We start from the raw sequence: 13,757 nt of genomic DNA on the forward strand, positions 1-13,757 counted from the left end.
AGCGAAAAATCCCTAAGATTCCAACGGCTTTGTCGGTTATGTCCCGGTTTTTTCGGGCAAGGGCCGGTTGTGATCTCATTCAAAGTAGCTGTGCCGCGTCTCGGCGGCGAAAGTGATAGGGGCTGCGCGCCATAGCTGCTCACCAAAAATCACCGCGGCGATGGTCGTTCAGTTCCGCGGGGGCGGCTGCAAGGTTACCCCTTCTCTTCCTTCCTCCTCTTCCTTCCTCCCTCGACTTCGCCAAAAAATTTTTTTTCTGGCTTCGCCAAAAATTTTTTCCACCCCCTTTATCAGTAGATTCTGACCTCCAAACGAGATGAGGGAGACAGGGCAGAGGCAGGAAGGAAGAGGAGGGGAATAGCATATGTAAGTCGTTATTGCGTTATCCCTTTGATATAACAAGGCAATTTCGGCCATTATGCGTGCTGCACCCGAAGGCTTTCGTAACCGGCTTCGTAGGCCACCCGAAGCATGACCTCTTCGAGCATTCCTGCCTTTGATTCCTGCACTAAGAAGCTGTCGTGGACGGGCAGGACGACCACACCTGCCATCATCATTACATGCATGACTGTCTCGGCCAGATCACTGTCCAGCCGCATTAACTCTGCGCCCTTGTCACTGTGAAATGCAGGAGCAATTCCGACGTGTCTCGCCTTGATAGCAGCCGTCAGATCTGATGCCAGCGAGAAAGCCTCTTGTGAGCCTGGTCGTGTAAGCAACGCCATCTGATCGTGCCGCGCTATCGCCGCCCTCGCATCGTGCTCTTTTTTCGCGTTGATGAGGATGAGGAAGGCAACCTTCACAAGCGATCGGGGCCACCCATTCATAGAGTAGCAGTCCTCTGGCATCTGAGCGCCAGCCTGCGCGTAAAGGAGGGCTGGGTGGAGCGTCTTGTAGTCGATCTCGACGACCGGCTCTCCGCCAATTCGTATCTGTTTTCTTGCGTCTTTGCTCATGGACTGCCAGCTGCCTCCGAGTGCATAAAACCTACCGCCCCTGTTGAAGCTCTTGTTGAAGATTCTGACCATGGCATCAGGGATGATGCCGGTGAACATCGTGGCCCGAATGGCCTCATTCATAGCCGCCAATTTGAGGCGCATCTTCCGGATCTCACAGCTCTCCCGGTAGTCGGTCGATCTGCCGTCAGCATCTCTTAGTATGATGATCTCTGGAGGTGGGAGGGCTTCAAGATTTGTGCCCTTATTGAGGATGGCGGATACACGCTCGACCGTCTCTGGTGTTGCGGTAAGGGAGCTCTGCCAGCCCATATGGCCCGGCTGCACCTTGTGATGGAGGGCGAGGCCTTGACCCGCAATGTAGTCCGCGGCCTGCGTCACCTTGGCGTATGTGAATATCTTGGAGCGATATCGTGCCGTGGTGTTGTAGTGGTTTTTATTCCGAGAATAAGAGACCGGCCCCCGGGCGGTCGTAAGTGACAGTAGCATTGAGGCTACTGTTTCGCTCCCCCCAAACTCGTCGCGAAGCGCCGCCCAGTGCGGACGGTGATCCCAATTTAGGAAAAGCGGAGAATGAAGGCCGCTCAGGCGACGGCCTCCCGATCACGAATCGAAATCCTTTGATTGATCCACTCGTCGATTTCGTTGGATACGAAGGCCTTCCGAACACCATCGTCGCTAAGCTTGACAGGTTTGGGAAAGTCACCCGCTTTCACTTTCAGCCAAAGGGTTGAGCGGGACAGTGACGTCAACGAACACACGTCACGGATACTGATTAGACGCCTACCAGTGATAACCTGCTGCTTCATTTTGCCCACTTTTAGGTAAAATTAACCATGCTTCAAAATATACTAGAAAGCGAATCACAATGCCACGTGTCAATCGCGTTTATTGTAACTTACTGCGTCTTATTCACAGCAAGGATGTTCCTTTACGTTCCCGATATGAGCTTATTTAGTTCTTTTGCCCAAAGAGCTAACGCGGCCCGCTTTTCCGGCTCGTAGGTGGCCCGATTGTAGACCCCTGCAACACCCGCCTTGAACCCACTGATGTGGTTCAAAACCGCCTCAACGATGTGTGGCGCCACCCCAGCGCCTGCCATTCCAGTAGCGACTGTTCGGCGTATGTCGTGCGGCGTCCAATGCCCCTTCGCGACTTGCAGCTTTAAGCGAACTGCCTGCGCTATCGCATTGCTCTGAATTGGTTCTCCCGTCCGCGTGAATAGCGCTGCCTTGGGATCGTCGTCATCTGCAGCGTCAAATGCCGGCCTCACGACATCCATTGCTGCTGGAGATAATGGAACAAGATGTGTGAGCCCATTCTTGGTGCGTTCGCCCGGGATGGTCCAAGTGGCCGCATCGACATCAAGTTCTGATTTTCGAATGCCGCATACCTCACCTGAGCGTTGACCCGTTAAGAAGAGCAAACGTACTACATCCGCAGTGGCCGGGTTCAGCGTTGCGACTTGAAGCGCACTCCAGATGGATCTGATCTCTTGAGTGTCCAGCACGCGGTCACGCCGGACAGCCTTCGATCGAGGCTTAATGCCGGCAGCAGGAGACGTTTCGAGGTAGTCACCGTCCACAGCCCAGTTGAACATTTTCCGCACAACCGCAAGGATATTCGTTGACTGAGCGCCATGCCCCTCTTCTGCCTTGGCTTCGACGATATCCAGGATATCCCGGCGCTTAACAGCCACGGCTTTCATCTTACCGATCGAGGGATACACTTCCGCCTTCAGCAGCCGCTCATCCTGTTCCCACGTCTTCTTCTGTCGCTTGGCATACTTATCAAGATAGGCTTTACCTAACTCCTCGACTGTAATCGCTTCCCTTAGGGCGTGCCGTTTGTTTGCCGGGTCGATGCCATCAGAAGCGCCAGCCATCGCCTTTAGCGCCTTGCTACGCGCTGCCTCCAGATCGACTGCAGGATAACGACCGATCTTCACACGTTGCTTGGCCCCGTCGCTTTGGCGCGTGTATAGAAGGTTCCAAGTTTTGGTACCCGTGGGAGACGCGCGAAGCGACAGCCCCTGAACTAGCGTATCGTGGAAGTCTGTGCGCTCCTCGACTTTGATGGTATCAATAAACCGGGTAGTGAGCTTGACCTTCGCCATACGAAACCTACTGAGAAAATCATTGAGACTTTCATTTGGGTACCGTATGGGTACTGCTAAGTCAAAACTCGTTGAGACATCTGCATACGATATGAAACAACGAGGCCCAACAAACTCAAGGATTTCGCGCTTCTGATATTGTCCATACTGTTCGATAATGTCTTACGAGAACCCACTTTTAATCAGTAGGTCCAGGGTTCGAATCCCTGCGCGCTCACCACGCAAACCCCATTGAAATCAATCGCTTGCTGGTGTCCTTGGACATCAAAATGCATCGCCATGCGAGCCCATTCTCTACACTTTTTGGAGCGAACCCCGCCGTATCTTCGCCTGTTGCATTCCGTGCTATCGACAATTCGACGCGTTGAGTAGATGCTGAGGCTCACGCTGAGGATGCAAGGCGGTGAACTGCCCAGTTTGGTATCGAGCAAAGGGGTGAAGGCATGAGAAAGCTTGTCATTGCGGTTTTGATGATTGGTACGCTTGCTTCCTGCACGCAGACCGAGAAAGGCACGGCGATCGGCGCCGGCACCGGTGCGATCATTGGTGGCGCGGTCAGCGACAGCTGGGGCGGCGCGGCAATCGGCGCGGTCGCCGGTGGCGTTATCGGCAACCTGATCGGACGCTCCCAGGAGCGCCAGGGCTATTGCATCTATCGCGACCGCTATGGCCGCCGCTACGAAGCCCGCTGCCGGTAACAGCAAGACCATTGGCCAAGGTGACAGGCGCATCCCCGGTCCAAACCTTCGTGGAGGCCGGCGAATGCGCCTGTGTGCCCGGCTGAAGCTGCGAGCAATATCGTCGAGGCCGAACATGGCAGGACGTCCTCAAGCAAGCGTGTTACACTTCAGACATGACTGACGAAGAACAGAACTACGAGTTTTCGGAATTATCCGGCCAATTCAGTGACGATGGCGTCGTCGTGGAATTGCGGATCTACCGGGAGGCGGGCACGAATCGCGACTGGACCCTCGAGGTCATTGACGAGGAGGGCTTCTCTACGACATGGGAGGAGCCCTTCCCGACCGACAGGGAAGCTTTCGAGGAGTTTATCGCAACGGTCCAGCGCGACGGCATCCAAGCCTTTACCGACGAGCCGCCACAAACGGTTCATTAGGGCATAATGACCCCGCGACTGCGCCCGGCCGGATGCGGCCCGGCGACGCCGGGCGTGCGGAACGACGTCGCACTCCATGCATGATGGGGACGCATCAGCGGGTGCCGTCTGCGCGGTTGCCTCAAAACACGCGAACAATCCGGATCGGCTATGCCGTGAGCAATTCGCGGGCCCCTCACCCCGGCCTTCCCAATAGTCGCGTGCCTGACGGCGCTGCCTATGCTTCCGCTCCTCTGCGGGCCAGTCGCATCTTCAGCGGGCTCATTCCATACTCGCGGCTATAGGCGCGCGAAAATGCAGACAGGCTGTCGAAACCGCATCGAAGGGCAATCTCGCGGATCGGGCTAGCGGAGTCGCGCACCAGCCGATGGGCGAACTGAAGACGCAGGCGTAGGTAATAGGCGCCGGGACTCGTCGATAGTCCGCGCACAAACAGCAACTCCAGCTTGCGCTGCGAGATCGACAGCCGCTTCGTCAACGCGGCGATCGTCAAGGGACGCTCCAGCGTGCGTTCCATCAGGCGGATGGCCTCGGCGAGCTTCGGGTCGCGCGTCTCGATCCTCCCGAGCGAAACATAGGGCTGCACGTCGGCTGCACTATGCGTCTGGTCGTAGACGAAGATGCTGGCGACATCGAGCGCCAGTGCAGACCCTAGCCGCTGGGTGATCCAGTGCAGCATCATGTCGAAGGTCGGCGAAGCGCCGCCCGAGGTCCAGAACTTGCCGTCGATGACGAACCGGTCGCCAAGCACCGTCAACTCCGGAAAGGCCTGGCTGAAATCCTCAAGCTCCTCCCAATGCGCTGTCGCCTTGCGGCCATTGAGCAGACCGCTGCGGCCGAGCAACCAGCAGCCCGATTCGATGCCGGCGACGATATCGAAATGGCGCGAGCACTCCTGCAATGCACCGATGAATTTCTTGCCGGCGTGACGATCAAGGTTGAAGCCGCCGATCACCAGCAGCGCGTCGCCGGCAAGCGGCGGGCGAAGCGTGCCCTCGACCGCAATCGGCACGCCGCAGGTCAGGACCACCGGCTTGCCATCGGCCGAGAGCAGCCGCCAACGAAACACCTCGCGCCCCGAGATACGGTTTGCGGCGCGCATCGGGTCCAGCACGGAGGCAAGCGACATGATCGACGACTCCGGCAGGATAACGACGGAAACTTCGATCACAGATTGTAGACGTCCATCGGAAGGCATGCGGGAAATGTCAAATTTCAAGCGGGAAATGTCAATTCCAATGCTGCCTTTCGGGCATTATCAGACCGTATCGATCTCCCTACGCGCGGCGCTGCAGCCCCGCGCAGAGACGTTCCCCTTTCCGCCTTTTGCCGGAACGGGCCGGTCGGAAACCATCCGCCGGCCCGTTTTTTTATGTGATTTTGCGGAATCGTAAGCGCCACTGCCCCGGCGTCTAGCGCTTCGGCAAGCCGACGAAGGGACGCGTTGCTCGGGAGGAAACGGCGTTACACCTGCAGCTCAGGCTGTGCGCCTGCCGAACTTCGACGCTCGCCGGATCCGCGTTTCAACCGCTTGCGCTAACAAAACATATAAGCCATTAAGCATGTCCGCAACTGAGGGAGACTATGATGCTGGGCGCGATGAAGAACTTCGTAAAAGCGACAAAGCTCATCGGCCGCATTCCAAAGATCGAGCAGAAACTCGACCTGCTTCTTTGGGAAACTCCGGATATCCCGCGCGACTTCTTCCCGAAGTTCGTCGAAAGCGCGAGGCAGATGGGCTGGTTGGAGAGTGCAAAACAGCACAAGCCGATGACCGCCGACGGAGAACCATGCCCCTGGTACACCTACCCGATGTTGCATTTTCTCGGCACCCGGCAACTGACTGACTTACGCGTTTTCGAGTATGGCAGCGGCAACTCCACGCTTTGGTGGAGCCGCAAGGCGAAGTCGGTGGTCAGCGTCGAACATGACCGCGACTGGTTCGAGCTGATCTCCAAGCAATCGCCGGCCAATGTAACTTACAACTATCGCGAATTGGTAGAGGGGGGCGACTACTCCACCGAGGTGACGCGCCACCAGGACACCGCGTTCGACGTTGTTGTCATAGACGGCCGCGATCGCGTGAATTGTGCCAAGGCGACGATGAACCTGAAGCAGAGGCCGTCCGCAATCATCTGGGACAACAGCGAACGCGAGAGGTACCAGGAGGGATACGACCTGCTGATCAACAACGGCTATCGCCGCCTCGACTTCGACGGCTTCGGACCGGTGAACGGCCGGCCATGGCGGACGTCCGTGTTCTACATGCCGGACAACTGCCTCAAAATCTAAGCCAGTACGACATCAACTTGGCCAGGCGTTTCGTCTGGAGAAAATTGCAATTGCCGAGGGGACTATGACCAAGGGAAAGCTGTTCAATCGGGTGCTTCGCTCAGCCGCCTCGATGCTAACGCGACAAGGTTTCCATGTTTCCGAGGAGCGTTACTCTGCTGCATACCTGAAGCGCTACGGGTTCGATATCAATACATTCATCGACGTCGGCGTTTATCAAGGCAGCCCGGTGTTCTACGAACTGTTCAAGGACAAAAAGTTCGTCCTGGTCGATCCGCAGCCAGATACGATGGAGAAGGCCGCAGACAGCGTAAAGGGCCTGAATTTTGACTACATTCAATCGGGCGCAGGCTCTGCCAAGGGCGTAGCAACCCTTTCCCTGGAAGGCCCCTCCTCAAGCCTGATGAAACGCAGGGACTGGAAGCGGCAGCCGGAAAAGACGGTCGAGATACAGATTTCACCCCTCGACGAACTTCTGGAAAACAAGGGCTACAAAGGCCCATTCGGATTGAAGGTGGACACCGAAGGCTTTGACCTTGATGTTCTGAAGGGAGCCGAGAAAACGCTTCGGGAGACGCAGTTCGTCTTCACAGAGGCAAGCCTTCGTCGCCGGTTTGAAGGTAGCTATCGGTTTTCGGAACTTGTCGCATACATGGCAGAGCAAGGCTTCGAAGTCGCCGATGTCATCCCCCACCGATCGCACAATCGCCTTGTCGACGTGCTCTTCGTGCGCTCAGACAGTTCATATCTGGAACCGAATGCCGTTCCTGTCCGCATGGTCGGTTCGTCGGGCAAAACAAACAATCAGAGTTAGCCTTCATCCGGAAACATGCCGGCGATGACGGGACTGCCGCTGAACCAGCACAGATCGCAATAGGAACAGGCATCGATGCGCGTAACACTTGCGATATGTTGCTACAACGCCGAAGAGACGATCGAGCGGACGCTCTTATCCGCCAGGCAACTGGACTGGGATGACCTGGAGATCCTGGTCTGTGACGACCTCTCCACCGATCGCTCCGCTGCCATCGTGCAGACCGTCAGCCAGCAGGATTCGCGGGTAAGACTGGTTAGCCATAGTAACAACAAGGGCAACGCTGGCGCGCGCAATACGCTCGCACGCGAAGCAACCGGCGAAATCCTAGCGTTCCTCGATTCGGACGACGAAAATGCACCAGAGCGTTTGAAGGTCCAGATCGCAAAGCTGCTTGCGGCGGAAGAACGGCATGCGGCTCCTATCTCGGTCTATTGCAGGAGGCGCGTGATCTCCGACGGCAAGACGAGGAGCCTCAGCGCCATGGGCACCGCGCAGCCAGTGGGTGGCGACGCGGTCGCGCTCCATCTCCTCTGCGACGATCCCCTCCCCGGCGACGGAAGGGTCGGCACCTGCACCATGCTCACCCGCGTGTCGACCTTGCGCAAGTTCGCCTTCGACGAGGATTTCCGCAGGGCCGTCGATCGCGAATGGGCTATTCGCTTTGCCTTGGAAGGCGGACTGATCGTTGGTTGCGAAGAAAGCCTGGTCACGCAACATCTCAGTCTCACAGACGCAAAGCGGGCTCGACAGAACGATGCACGACGTCAAGTGGTGCAGAAATTCCGGTCCTACCTGCAAGGAAAGCGCTCGTATCTCTACGCACTGACGATCCATCGTCCGGGCCGCATGTTCACCAAGGGCCACAGGCTCTTGTTCAAGCCTGTTACCGCGCTTCTTTCCTGCTTCCGGAAACGAGCGTAGCTTTCCTCGAGTGGTGCGGCGCGAATCGCCGGACTTATCCGCCGAGTGGTGGCGTACTAGAGATCTGCCGCTCATGGCGGACGAACAGATCTACCGGGAGACAATGGGCCAGCGACGGCGCCGTTTCGCGGATGGAGAGATCACCTGGCCGACGAATTCTGCTGTCGGCAAAGGGAAGCTGTAATCGAGCTTCTTTCAAGCCCCCAAAACAGCTGCTAAGTTCTTGAAATTATTGGCGACCCCTGCAGGATTCGAACCTGCGACAACCTGCTTAGAAGGCAGGTGCTCTATCCAACTGAGCTAAGGGGCCGTCCCGGGCTGTGCCCGTCGAATGCGGCTGAAGGACCTTAGTGGGTCCAGGGCTGCATCCGGTTGAAACGGAAGTTGTCCGGATAGGACACGCTCTTGCGGGTCGCTTCCTTCGGCGCGATGACGCGGTATTCGATGCCGTTTCGCTCGGCGTATGCGATCGCCTGCTCGGCGTTTTCGAAGGTCAGCCGCAGCTGCTGCTTCATGTCGCCCGAGCTGGTGTAGCCCATGATCGGGTCGATGGTGCGCGGCTTTTCCTGATCGAACTCCAGCACCCACAGATTCGTCTTGGCCTTGCCAGACTGCATGGCGGTCTTTGCTGGACGATAGATCTTTGCGGACATGGTTTCGAACGGCTCCATACTTTCGCTGGCAACATTCACGGGCGCCAGCATTCCGTCTTCCCATAACGCAGAATGATTTAAAACGGAATGACTTTTGGCCGGATAAATTTGGCTTTCAGTAGGAGATGAGCGAACTTGTGGGTTTGTCCCAGTCTAAGATGAGGCATTGGGAAATTTTGCTGTTGCAGCCCTGCTGCGAAGCGTGTATCTCCGGCGCCGTTGGCACGGAGTGTAGCGCAGTCTGGTAGCGCATCTGGTTTGGGACCAGAGGGTCGGGAGTTCGAATCTCTCCACTCCGACCATTCATTGAGGCGGAAGCGTCATTCTCCTTTTTTTCAATCTGTTCGTGATCGCAGATCTGCAGGCTAACATCGCCGTAGATCACTCGATTGCGTTGGCAAACGATCGAATCGTCCCGAGTTGGGACAAGAATGCCTATTTGTCATACGAATTTAGGAATCGCTAAATCCATTGTGGATAGAGCGAACCGGCGCGCTTTCGTGCCCTGCGCGCCCCCAAGCCCGCCCGAGCGATCCAATGACTGCCCGACTCGACCTTGCCACCGTTCTGTTGCTTCACAAGTCGTCTTTCCTGATCGGCGCCTTCTGCTTCCTCTATGCGCGCTGGCAATCGCCGCGGGACGAAGGGCTTGGTATCCTGGCGAGCGGCTTCCTCTTCCTGGCGCTCGCCTCGACGCTCGCGGGCTATGGCGAGCAAAAGCTGTTGCCGCCCACTCTGTGGAGGCTTTCCAGCTTCACGCTCGGGATCGGCGGATATGCCCTGTTCTGGATCGGCGTGCGCCGCCTCAGCGGCGGCCGGCGCCGTCTGGCGGACTGGCTGGCGCTACTTGTGCCGCTTGCCGGCGCGCTCATCGGTCTCGCCACGGATTTCCATGTCGTCAACGTCGTCAGGGCCAGCGTCTTCAACGCCGCCGCCTTTCTTTTCCTCGCGGCTTCGGCTGTCGCCGTCATCGCCGATCGCTCGAACGAGTCGCTGCCGGCACGCGCCATGCTGGCGGCCGCCATGGCCGTCGGGGCCGGCCTTTGCCTTGCGGTGGTCATTGGCCTCCTCAAGCCCGGCATCGTGCCGATCACCACGACCTACCCCTTCTTTCTCTCGATCATCTGCCATTTCGCCATCGCACTCTTCGCCCTCGTGCTCGTCAAGGAGCGGGCGGAAGCGGAGCTGCGCCGGTCTGCCGATACCGATGCGCTGACCGGCGTCGGCAACCGGCGCTGGTTTCTGGCGCAACTGCCTCAGGCGAGCTGGCAGGGCGATTGCCTCCTCGTCATGGACCTGGACCATTTCAAGCGTATCAACGACCGCTACGGTCATCATACGGGTGATCAGGTGCTCGTCGCCTTCGCCGATCTGGTCAGGAAGAACCTGCGCAGGGGCGACAGCTTCGCGCGTCTCGGAGGCGAGGAATTCGGGCTCTATCTCCCGCGGACAAGCGAGACACAGGCGTTTGCAATCGCCGAAAGGCTACGCCGCGCCGTGGAAGAACTGCGGGTCGTGAGCAACGGGCAAAGCGTAGCAGTCAGCATCAGCATCGGGGTTGCCACCGCCAGCGGCACGGAGCGTTCCTGGGAGGAATTGTTCAATAGGGCAGATGCGGCGCTCTACGCGGCCAAACGAGGCGGGCGTAACCGTGTCGCGTCCGATGCGGAGCTTGCGGATTCGAAGCCGCTTGCGGTGAGCCTTCACCGCGCCGGCTAATCAGGCGATGCTTCGCCGCAGACCACCTTCAAAAAAGAGAAGCGGATCCAAGCATTTCCGATCCGCTTCAGATTGGAGGTGTAAGGCGTATTTTACCGCAATGCGCCGAATTCGCTTGTGGCCAAATTTCGCCTAGCGCGCCATCGCACGCCACCTTGACGCGAGCCTGTGGCAGCGTTGCACTTTTCGCCATCCGCGCAAGCGTGTAGGACGTTCAGGCAGCCACTATTGCGCTGGCTCTCCTGGAGTTTCGCTTTGCCTTTGTAAAATCCGGTCTCGCTAGTTTCACCCCGTACGCCCGATAGCACTCCAGCTGTCGGATAGAATTCTCATGCGTTCGTTGAGGTGGCGGTTCGAGACCGGAATGGCATTGCCGATCTCAAGCCCGACGTAACTTCGTCAGGCGGAACCATCACGTCCAACAGCTGCCAGACCGCGTCCCCGGAACGGGTACTCAAACCGTCGTCTCGATGGACTTCCAATTGGAAGAACCACATCGAACCCCAATCCGCCCCCCGCCCCTGGCTTGCCTGCAACCGCTGCGGCGGCCACCGCCCCTTCGTATGCAGCGGCAAGACACGGTTGAACGCCAACGGGCGGCGGCTCGACGCCTGGCTGATCTATCGCTGCGCCGTCTGCGAAGACACCTGGAACCGTCCGATCTTCGAGCGGCGGAATGTCGCCAGCGTCGCCCCGGATGTGCTCGCAGCGCTTCAAAGCAACGATCCCGTCTGGGTCCGACAGGCGGCGTTCGACATCGAAGGTCTTCGCCAATGCACGGACCGGATCGAGGATTTGGCCGATTCTAACGTGGAACGGCACGTATTGGGTGGGAGTGCGGGTTGCGCACGGCTTGAGATTGTCCTTGTCGTGCGCCAGGCAAGCAGCCTGCGCGTCGACCGCCTGCTATCGGCGGAACTCGCGCTTTCACGCGCCAGACTGAGCAAGCTCGAAACCAAAGGGCGACTCACGCTTCTGCCCGAGTCGCGGAAGGCCCTGCAACGCCCGATCAGAGACGGCAGCCGCATCGTCCTCGATCTTACGGCGGAAGATGACCGGGCCGAGATTGCCCGGCGTGCCCGCGGCGGCCCGTAGTTGAAAGGATACCGCGGAGCGTCCGGCAGCATGCCGGCGCGCTCCGCGATGCCAATGGTTGCTGGTCAGAACTTTACGCCGACACCAACGGTGAACTGGTGCTGGTCGAGATCGACATTGACGCCGCCGAAGTCCTTGTCGCCGTAGTCGTTGTAGCGGTACTCGGCGCGGCCGAAGACGCTGTCGGTGAACGAATAGTCGACACCGGCACCGATCGTCCAACCGTTGAAGGTTTCCTTTTCCTTCGATGCGCCGGGCACATCGACGAAGCCGCGGGTCACCGCCCAGCCGCCGGCGCCATAGAGCAGCGCCTTGTCATTCAGCAGGTAGCCGACCCGGCCGCGTATTGCGCCGGAAACGTCGGTACCAACTTCGGTCGAGGTTCCGCCGACGTCGAACGTCTTGTCGTTCCAATTGTAGTTGACGTCACCCTCGATGCCGTAAACCCAGTCGCCCTGCTGAAAGTTGAAACCGGCAAAGGCGCCGAGCAATCCGCCATTGAAGTCTTCTGAAGCGCTGCCGCCAGGCGCACTGAAATCGCCATTGAGCCACCCGCCGCCGCCCTGGAGGCCGACATAACCGCCGGTCCAGACGAATCCCGGCGATGGTTGCGCGACCGGTGCCGGCGGCTGGCTCAGATCGGCTGCCAAGTCCGCTGCCATCGCTGTTTGCGCAACGGCGCAGGCCGCTACCATTGCAACAAGCACACTCCGGATCATCACGGCTGCCTCCTGTTGTCGCCAGAAGAATATTAGCAACTCGTTAACGCGCAGTCTGCCCGAAAGGCTCCATGATCTCAACCATGAAACCCGTGGGGTTCAGACACATAATTTAGGAAATGATCGGGCAAGGACAAGGCGGACCGCGAAGTGGCCCCGGCGTCTACGGCTTCGAAGACGGCATGCGGGCACCTTCCAGCCGGTCTCCGGGCCGGATATTCAGCCGCTTGACCGCGCCGGCATTGAGCTCAAGCACGAAAGCCACCGGTTCTTTCGAATCAATGATCGCTTCCGAAAAAGGCACGGCGCCTTCATGGATCGTGCGCACAACGCCCTTGTTGTCGATGAACAGCATATCGAGCGACAAATGGGTGTTCTTCATCCACATCATCACGCGGCGTGTCTCGCCAAAATCGAACAGCATGCCGTGATCCGGCGCCATGGAGGTACGAAACATCAGGCCCTGCTCACGCTGGGCCGGATCGAGGGCCAGTTCGACCGTCAGTTCGTGCACAGCCTTGTCCGCGGTGACCAGGCGCATCTTGTCCGTTGTGAACTGAACGTCGGCGAAAGACGATACCGTCAGGGCAAGCAACAAAAAAAGCGCCAGGAAGGCGCTTTTTCCGACAAGGTTTCGAGCCGCGACCATCAGTGCGCCCGGCTCGTCGGCGACGGTCCATCCGGATGTATCTCAGCGGCCATCAGGCCCTTTTCGCCATCGCCGAACCGGACGAGCACCACCTGGCCTGGCCGCAGTTCCGTCAGGCCGAAACGCCTGAGCGTTTCCATATGGACGAAGATATCTTCGGTTCCCTCGCCGCGGGTCAGGAAGCCGAAGCCCTTGGTGCGGTTAAACCACTTGACGAGAACGCGCTCAAGGCCGCTGGTCGGCGTTACCTGCACGTGGGTTCGGACCGGCGGCAGCTGCGACGGATGCACCGCCGTGGATTGGTCCATCGATAGGATACGGAACGCCTGGTAACCGCGGTCCCGCTTCTGGATGAGAGCAACGACCCGCGCACCCTCAAGAACCGTCTGGTAGCCGTCGCGGCGCAGGCAGGTCACGTGCACCAGCACATCCTGCATGCCGTTGTCGGGAACGATGAAGCCGAAGCCCTTGGCGACGTCGAACCACTTGATCACGCCGGTGATTTCGATGAGGTCGAGAGCGTCGCTGCCAAAGTCGTCACCATGCATGACGTCTTTTGAAGATGTCCTATCCGCCATTCTCTCCCAGCCCCTCGTTTACGCGCGACTACCGATACGGTTAACTGATTCTTATTGACCAGAATAACATCGTCCCGCCGCGGATACGCAAGACCCTCGGCATATTTTGGCCGAGAACTAATATG

Annotated in this window: 16 protein-coding genes and 2 tRNA genes; 9 read left to right on the forward strand and 9 right to left on the reverse strand. The window is 58.4% G+C overall.

Features of this window, described 5'->3' with window-relative positions:
- Window positions 1-416: 416 nt before the first annotated feature.
- From ASD01_RS16600 to ASD01_RS16610, 3 genes are all read right to left on the reverse strand, one after another.
- Window positions 417-1,445, reverse strand: a complete 1,029-nt coding sequence (locus ASD01_RS16600) for a hypothetical protein (RefSeq protein ID WP_060644179.1) — start codon at window positions 1,443-1,445, stop codon at window positions 417-419.
- Window positions 1,446-1,540: 95 nt separating this feature from the next.
- Window positions 1,541-1,765, reverse strand: a complete 225-nt coding sequence (locus ASD01_RS16605; protein ID WP_060644180.1) for a helix-turn-helix transcriptional regulator — start codon at window positions 1,763-1,765, stop codon at window positions 1,541-1,543.
- Window positions 1,766-1,887: 122 nt separating this feature from the next.
- A complete protein-coding gene (locus tag ASD01_RS16610; protein WP_060644181.1) occupies window positions 1,888-3,072 on the reverse strand; it encodes a tyrosine-type recombinase/integrase in 1,185 nt (394 codons plus the stop codon).
- Between the two features lie 443 nt (window positions 3,073-3,515).
- Between ASD01_RS16610 and ASD01_RS16615 the strand changes: the two genes are divergently transcribed.
- Both ASD01_RS16615 and ASD01_RS16620 read left to right on the forward strand, forming a co-directional pair.
- The gene (locus ASD01_RS16615) at window positions 3,516-3,770 is read left to right on the forward strand and encodes a YMGG-like glycine zipper-containing protein (RefSeq protein ID WP_034790944.1); all 255 of its coding nucleotides are present in this window, start codon (window positions 3,516-3,518) and stop codon (window positions 3,768-3,770) included.
- Window positions 3,771-3,925: 155 nt separating this feature from the next.
- Complete coding sequence (locus ASD01_RS16620) at window positions 3,926-4,189, forward strand: hypothetical protein (RefSeq protein ID WP_034790942.1); 264 nt, start codon at window positions 3,926-3,928, stop codon at window positions 4,187-4,189.
- A 217-nt stretch (window positions 4,190-4,406) separates the two neighbouring features.
- Here ASD01_RS16620 and ASD01_RS16625 read toward each other — a convergent pair whose 3' ends face one another.
- Window positions 4,407-5,387 carry a GlxA family transcriptional regulator gene (locus ASD01_RS16625; RefSeq protein ID WP_034790940.1) on the reverse strand — a complete coding sequence of 327 codons (981 nt, stop codon included), beginning with the start codon at window positions 5,385-5,387 and terminating at the stop codon, window positions 4,407-4,409.
- On the opposite strand from ASD01_RS16625, the gene ASD01_RS36025 reads away from it, so the two are divergent.
- From ASD01_RS36025 to ASD01_RS16640, 4 genes are all read left to right on the forward strand, one after another.
- Entirely contained in the window at window positions 5,317-5,583 is a 267-nt protein-coding gene (locus tag ASD01_RS36025) for a hypothetical protein (protein WP_162250998.1), read from the forward strand. The genes ASD01_RS16625 and ASD01_RS36025 overlap by 71 nt on opposite strands.
- 193 nt (window positions 5,584-5,776) lie before the next feature.
- On the forward strand, window positions 5,777-6,481 hold the full coding sequence (locus tag ASD01_RS16630; RefSeq protein WP_064816993.1) for a class I SAM-dependent methyltransferase: 705 nt from the start codon (window positions 5,777-5,779) through the stop codon (window positions 6,479-6,481).
- 64 nt (window positions 6,482-6,545) lie between these two features.
- Entirely contained in the window at window positions 6,546-7,295 is a 750-nt protein-coding gene (locus ASD01_RS16635) for an FkbM family methyltransferase (RefSeq protein ID WP_034790938.1), read from the forward strand.
- A 75-nt stretch (window positions 7,296-7,370) separates the two neighbouring features.
- Window positions 7,371-8,219: a glycosyltransferase family 2 protein gene (locus tag ASD01_RS16640; RefSeq protein WP_034790936.1), complete on the forward strand. Its 849-nt coding sequence runs from the start codon at window positions 7,371-7,373 to the stop codon at window positions 8,217-8,219.
- A 233-nt stretch (window positions 8,220-8,452) separates the two neighbouring features.
- Here ASD01_RS16640 and ASD01_RS16645 read toward each other — a convergent pair.
- Window positions 8,453-8,529 (reverse strand) — tRNA-Arg (locus ASD01_RS16645).
- Between the two features lie 37 nt (window positions 8,530-8,566).
- Window positions 8,567-8,872 (reverse strand): ETC complex I subunit, encoded by a 306-nt coding sequence (locus tag ASD01_RS16650; RefSeq protein ID WP_034791376.1) that lies wholly within the window; start codon window positions 8,870-8,872, stop codon window positions 8,567-8,569.
- 225 nt (window positions 8,873-9,097) lie between these two features.
- On the opposite strand from ASD01_RS16650, the gene ASD01_RS16655 reads away from it, so the two are divergent.
- The 3 genes from ASD01_RS16655 to ASD01_RS16665 all read left to right on the forward strand — a co-directional run bounded on the left by ASD01_RS16655 (window position 9,098) and on the right by ASD01_RS16665 (window position 11,686).
- Window positions 9,098-9,174 (forward strand) — tRNA-Pro (locus ASD01_RS16655).
- Between the two features lie 235 nt (window positions 9,175-9,409).
- The gene (locus tag ASD01_RS16660; protein ID WP_063979519.1) at window positions 9,410-10,591 is read left to right on the forward strand and encodes a GGDEF domain-containing protein; all 1,182 of its coding nucleotides are present in this window, start codon (window positions 9,410-9,412) and stop codon (window positions 10,589-10,591) included.
- Window positions 10,592-11,173: 582 nt separating this feature from the next.
- Window positions 11,174-11,686, forward strand: coding sequence for a DUF1062 domain-containing protein (locus ASD01_RS16665; RefSeq protein ID WP_234852466.1), 513 nt, complete (start codon window positions 11,174-11,176; stop codon window positions 11,684-11,686).
- Window positions 11,687-11,751: 65 nt separating this feature from the next.
- Here ASD01_RS16665 and ASD01_RS16670 read toward each other — a convergent pair whose 3' ends face one another.
- The 3 genes from ASD01_RS16670 to ASD01_RS16680 form a co-directional block, all read right to left on the reverse strand.
- A complete protein-coding gene (locus ASD01_RS16670) occupies window positions 11,752-12,405 on the reverse strand; it encodes an outer membrane protein (RefSeq protein ID WP_034790908.1) in 654 nt (217 codons plus the stop codon).
- A gap of 163 nt (window positions 12,406-12,568) precedes the next feature.
- The gene (locus ASD01_RS16675) at window positions 12,569-13,054 is read right to left on the reverse strand and encodes a DUF192 domain-containing protein (protein WP_034790906.1); all 486 of its coding nucleotides are present in this window, start codon (window positions 13,052-13,054) and stop codon (window positions 12,569-12,571) included.
- Window positions 13,054-13,632, reverse strand: coding sequence for a cold-shock protein (locus tag ASD01_RS16680; protein ID WP_034790903.1), 579 nt, complete (start codon window positions 13,630-13,632; stop codon window positions 13,054-13,056). Before ASD01_RS16680 ends, ASD01_RS16675 begins: the two co-directional genes overlap by 1 nt.
- Window positions 13,633-13,757 lie beyond the last annotated feature (125 nt).

The sequence above is a fragment of the Ensifer sp. Root423 genome, from assembly GCF_001426275.1.
GTDB classification, from domain to species: domain Bacteria; phylum Pseudomonadota; class Alphaproteobacteria; order Rhizobiales; family Rhizobiaceae; genus Ensifer; species Ensifer adhaerens.

Bases quoted from the DNA above. Each gene is read 5' to 3' on its own strand.
- ASD01_RS16615 (WP_034790944.1), top strand. From the start codon at position 3,516: ATGAGAAAGCTTGTCATTGCGGTTTTGATGATTGGTACGCTTGCTTCC.
- ASD01_RS16650 (WP_034791376.1), bottom strand. From the start codon at position 8,872: ATGTCCGCAAAGATCTATCGTCCAGCAAAGACCGCCATGCAGTCTGGC.
- ASD01_RS16610 (WP_060644181.1), bottom strand. From the start codon at position 3,072: ATGGCGAAGGTCAAGCTCACTACCCGGTTTATTGATACCATCAAAGTC.
- ASD01_RS16630 (WP_064816993.1), top strand. From the start codon at position 5,777: ATGCTGGGCGCGATGAAGAACTTCGTAAAAGCGACAAAGCTCATCGGC.
- ASD01_RS16660 (WP_063979519.1), top strand. From the start codon at position 9,410: ATGACTGCCCGACTCGACCTTGCCACCGTTCTGTTGCTTCACAAGTCG.
- ASD01_RS16600 (WP_060644179.1), bottom strand. From the start codon at position 1,445: ATGCTACTGTCACTTACGACCGCCCGGGGGCCGGTCTCTTATTCTCGG.
- ASD01_RS16680 (WP_034790903.1), bottom strand. From the start codon at position 13,632: ATGGCGGATAGGACATCTTCAAAAGACGTCATGCATGGTGACGACTTT.
- ASD01_RS16635 (WP_034790938.1), top strand. From the start codon at position 6,546: ATGACCAAGGGAAAGCTGTTCAATCGGGTGCTTCGCTCAGCCGCCTCG.
- ASD01_RS16670 (WP_034790908.1), bottom strand. From the start codon at position 12,405: ATGATCCGGAGTGTGCTTGTTGCAATGGTAGCGGCCTGCGCCGTTGCG.
- ASD01_RS16620 (WP_034790942.1), top strand. From the start codon at position 3,926: ATGACTGACGAAGAACAGAACTACGAGTTTTCGGAATTATCCGGCCAA.
- ASD01_RS16605 (WP_060644180.1), bottom strand. From the start codon at position 1,765: ATGAAGCAGCAGGTTATCACTGGTAGGCGTCTAATCAGTATCCGTGAC.
- ASD01_RS16625 (WP_034790940.1), bottom strand. From the start codon at position 5,387: ATGCCTTCCGATGGACGTCTACAATCTGTGATCGAAGTTTCCGTCGTT.
- ASD01_RS16640 (WP_034790936.1), top strand. From the start codon at position 7,371: ATGCGCGTAACACTTGCGATATGTTGCTACAACGCCGAAGAGACGATC.
- ASD01_RS36025 (WP_162250998.1), top strand. From the start codon at position 5,317: ATGATCGACGACTCCGGCAGGATAACGACGGAAACTTCGATCACAGAT.
- ASD01_RS16675 (WP_034790906.1), bottom strand. From the start codon at position 13,054: ATGGTCGCGGCTCGAAACCTTGTCGGAAAAAGCGCCTTCCTGGCGCTT.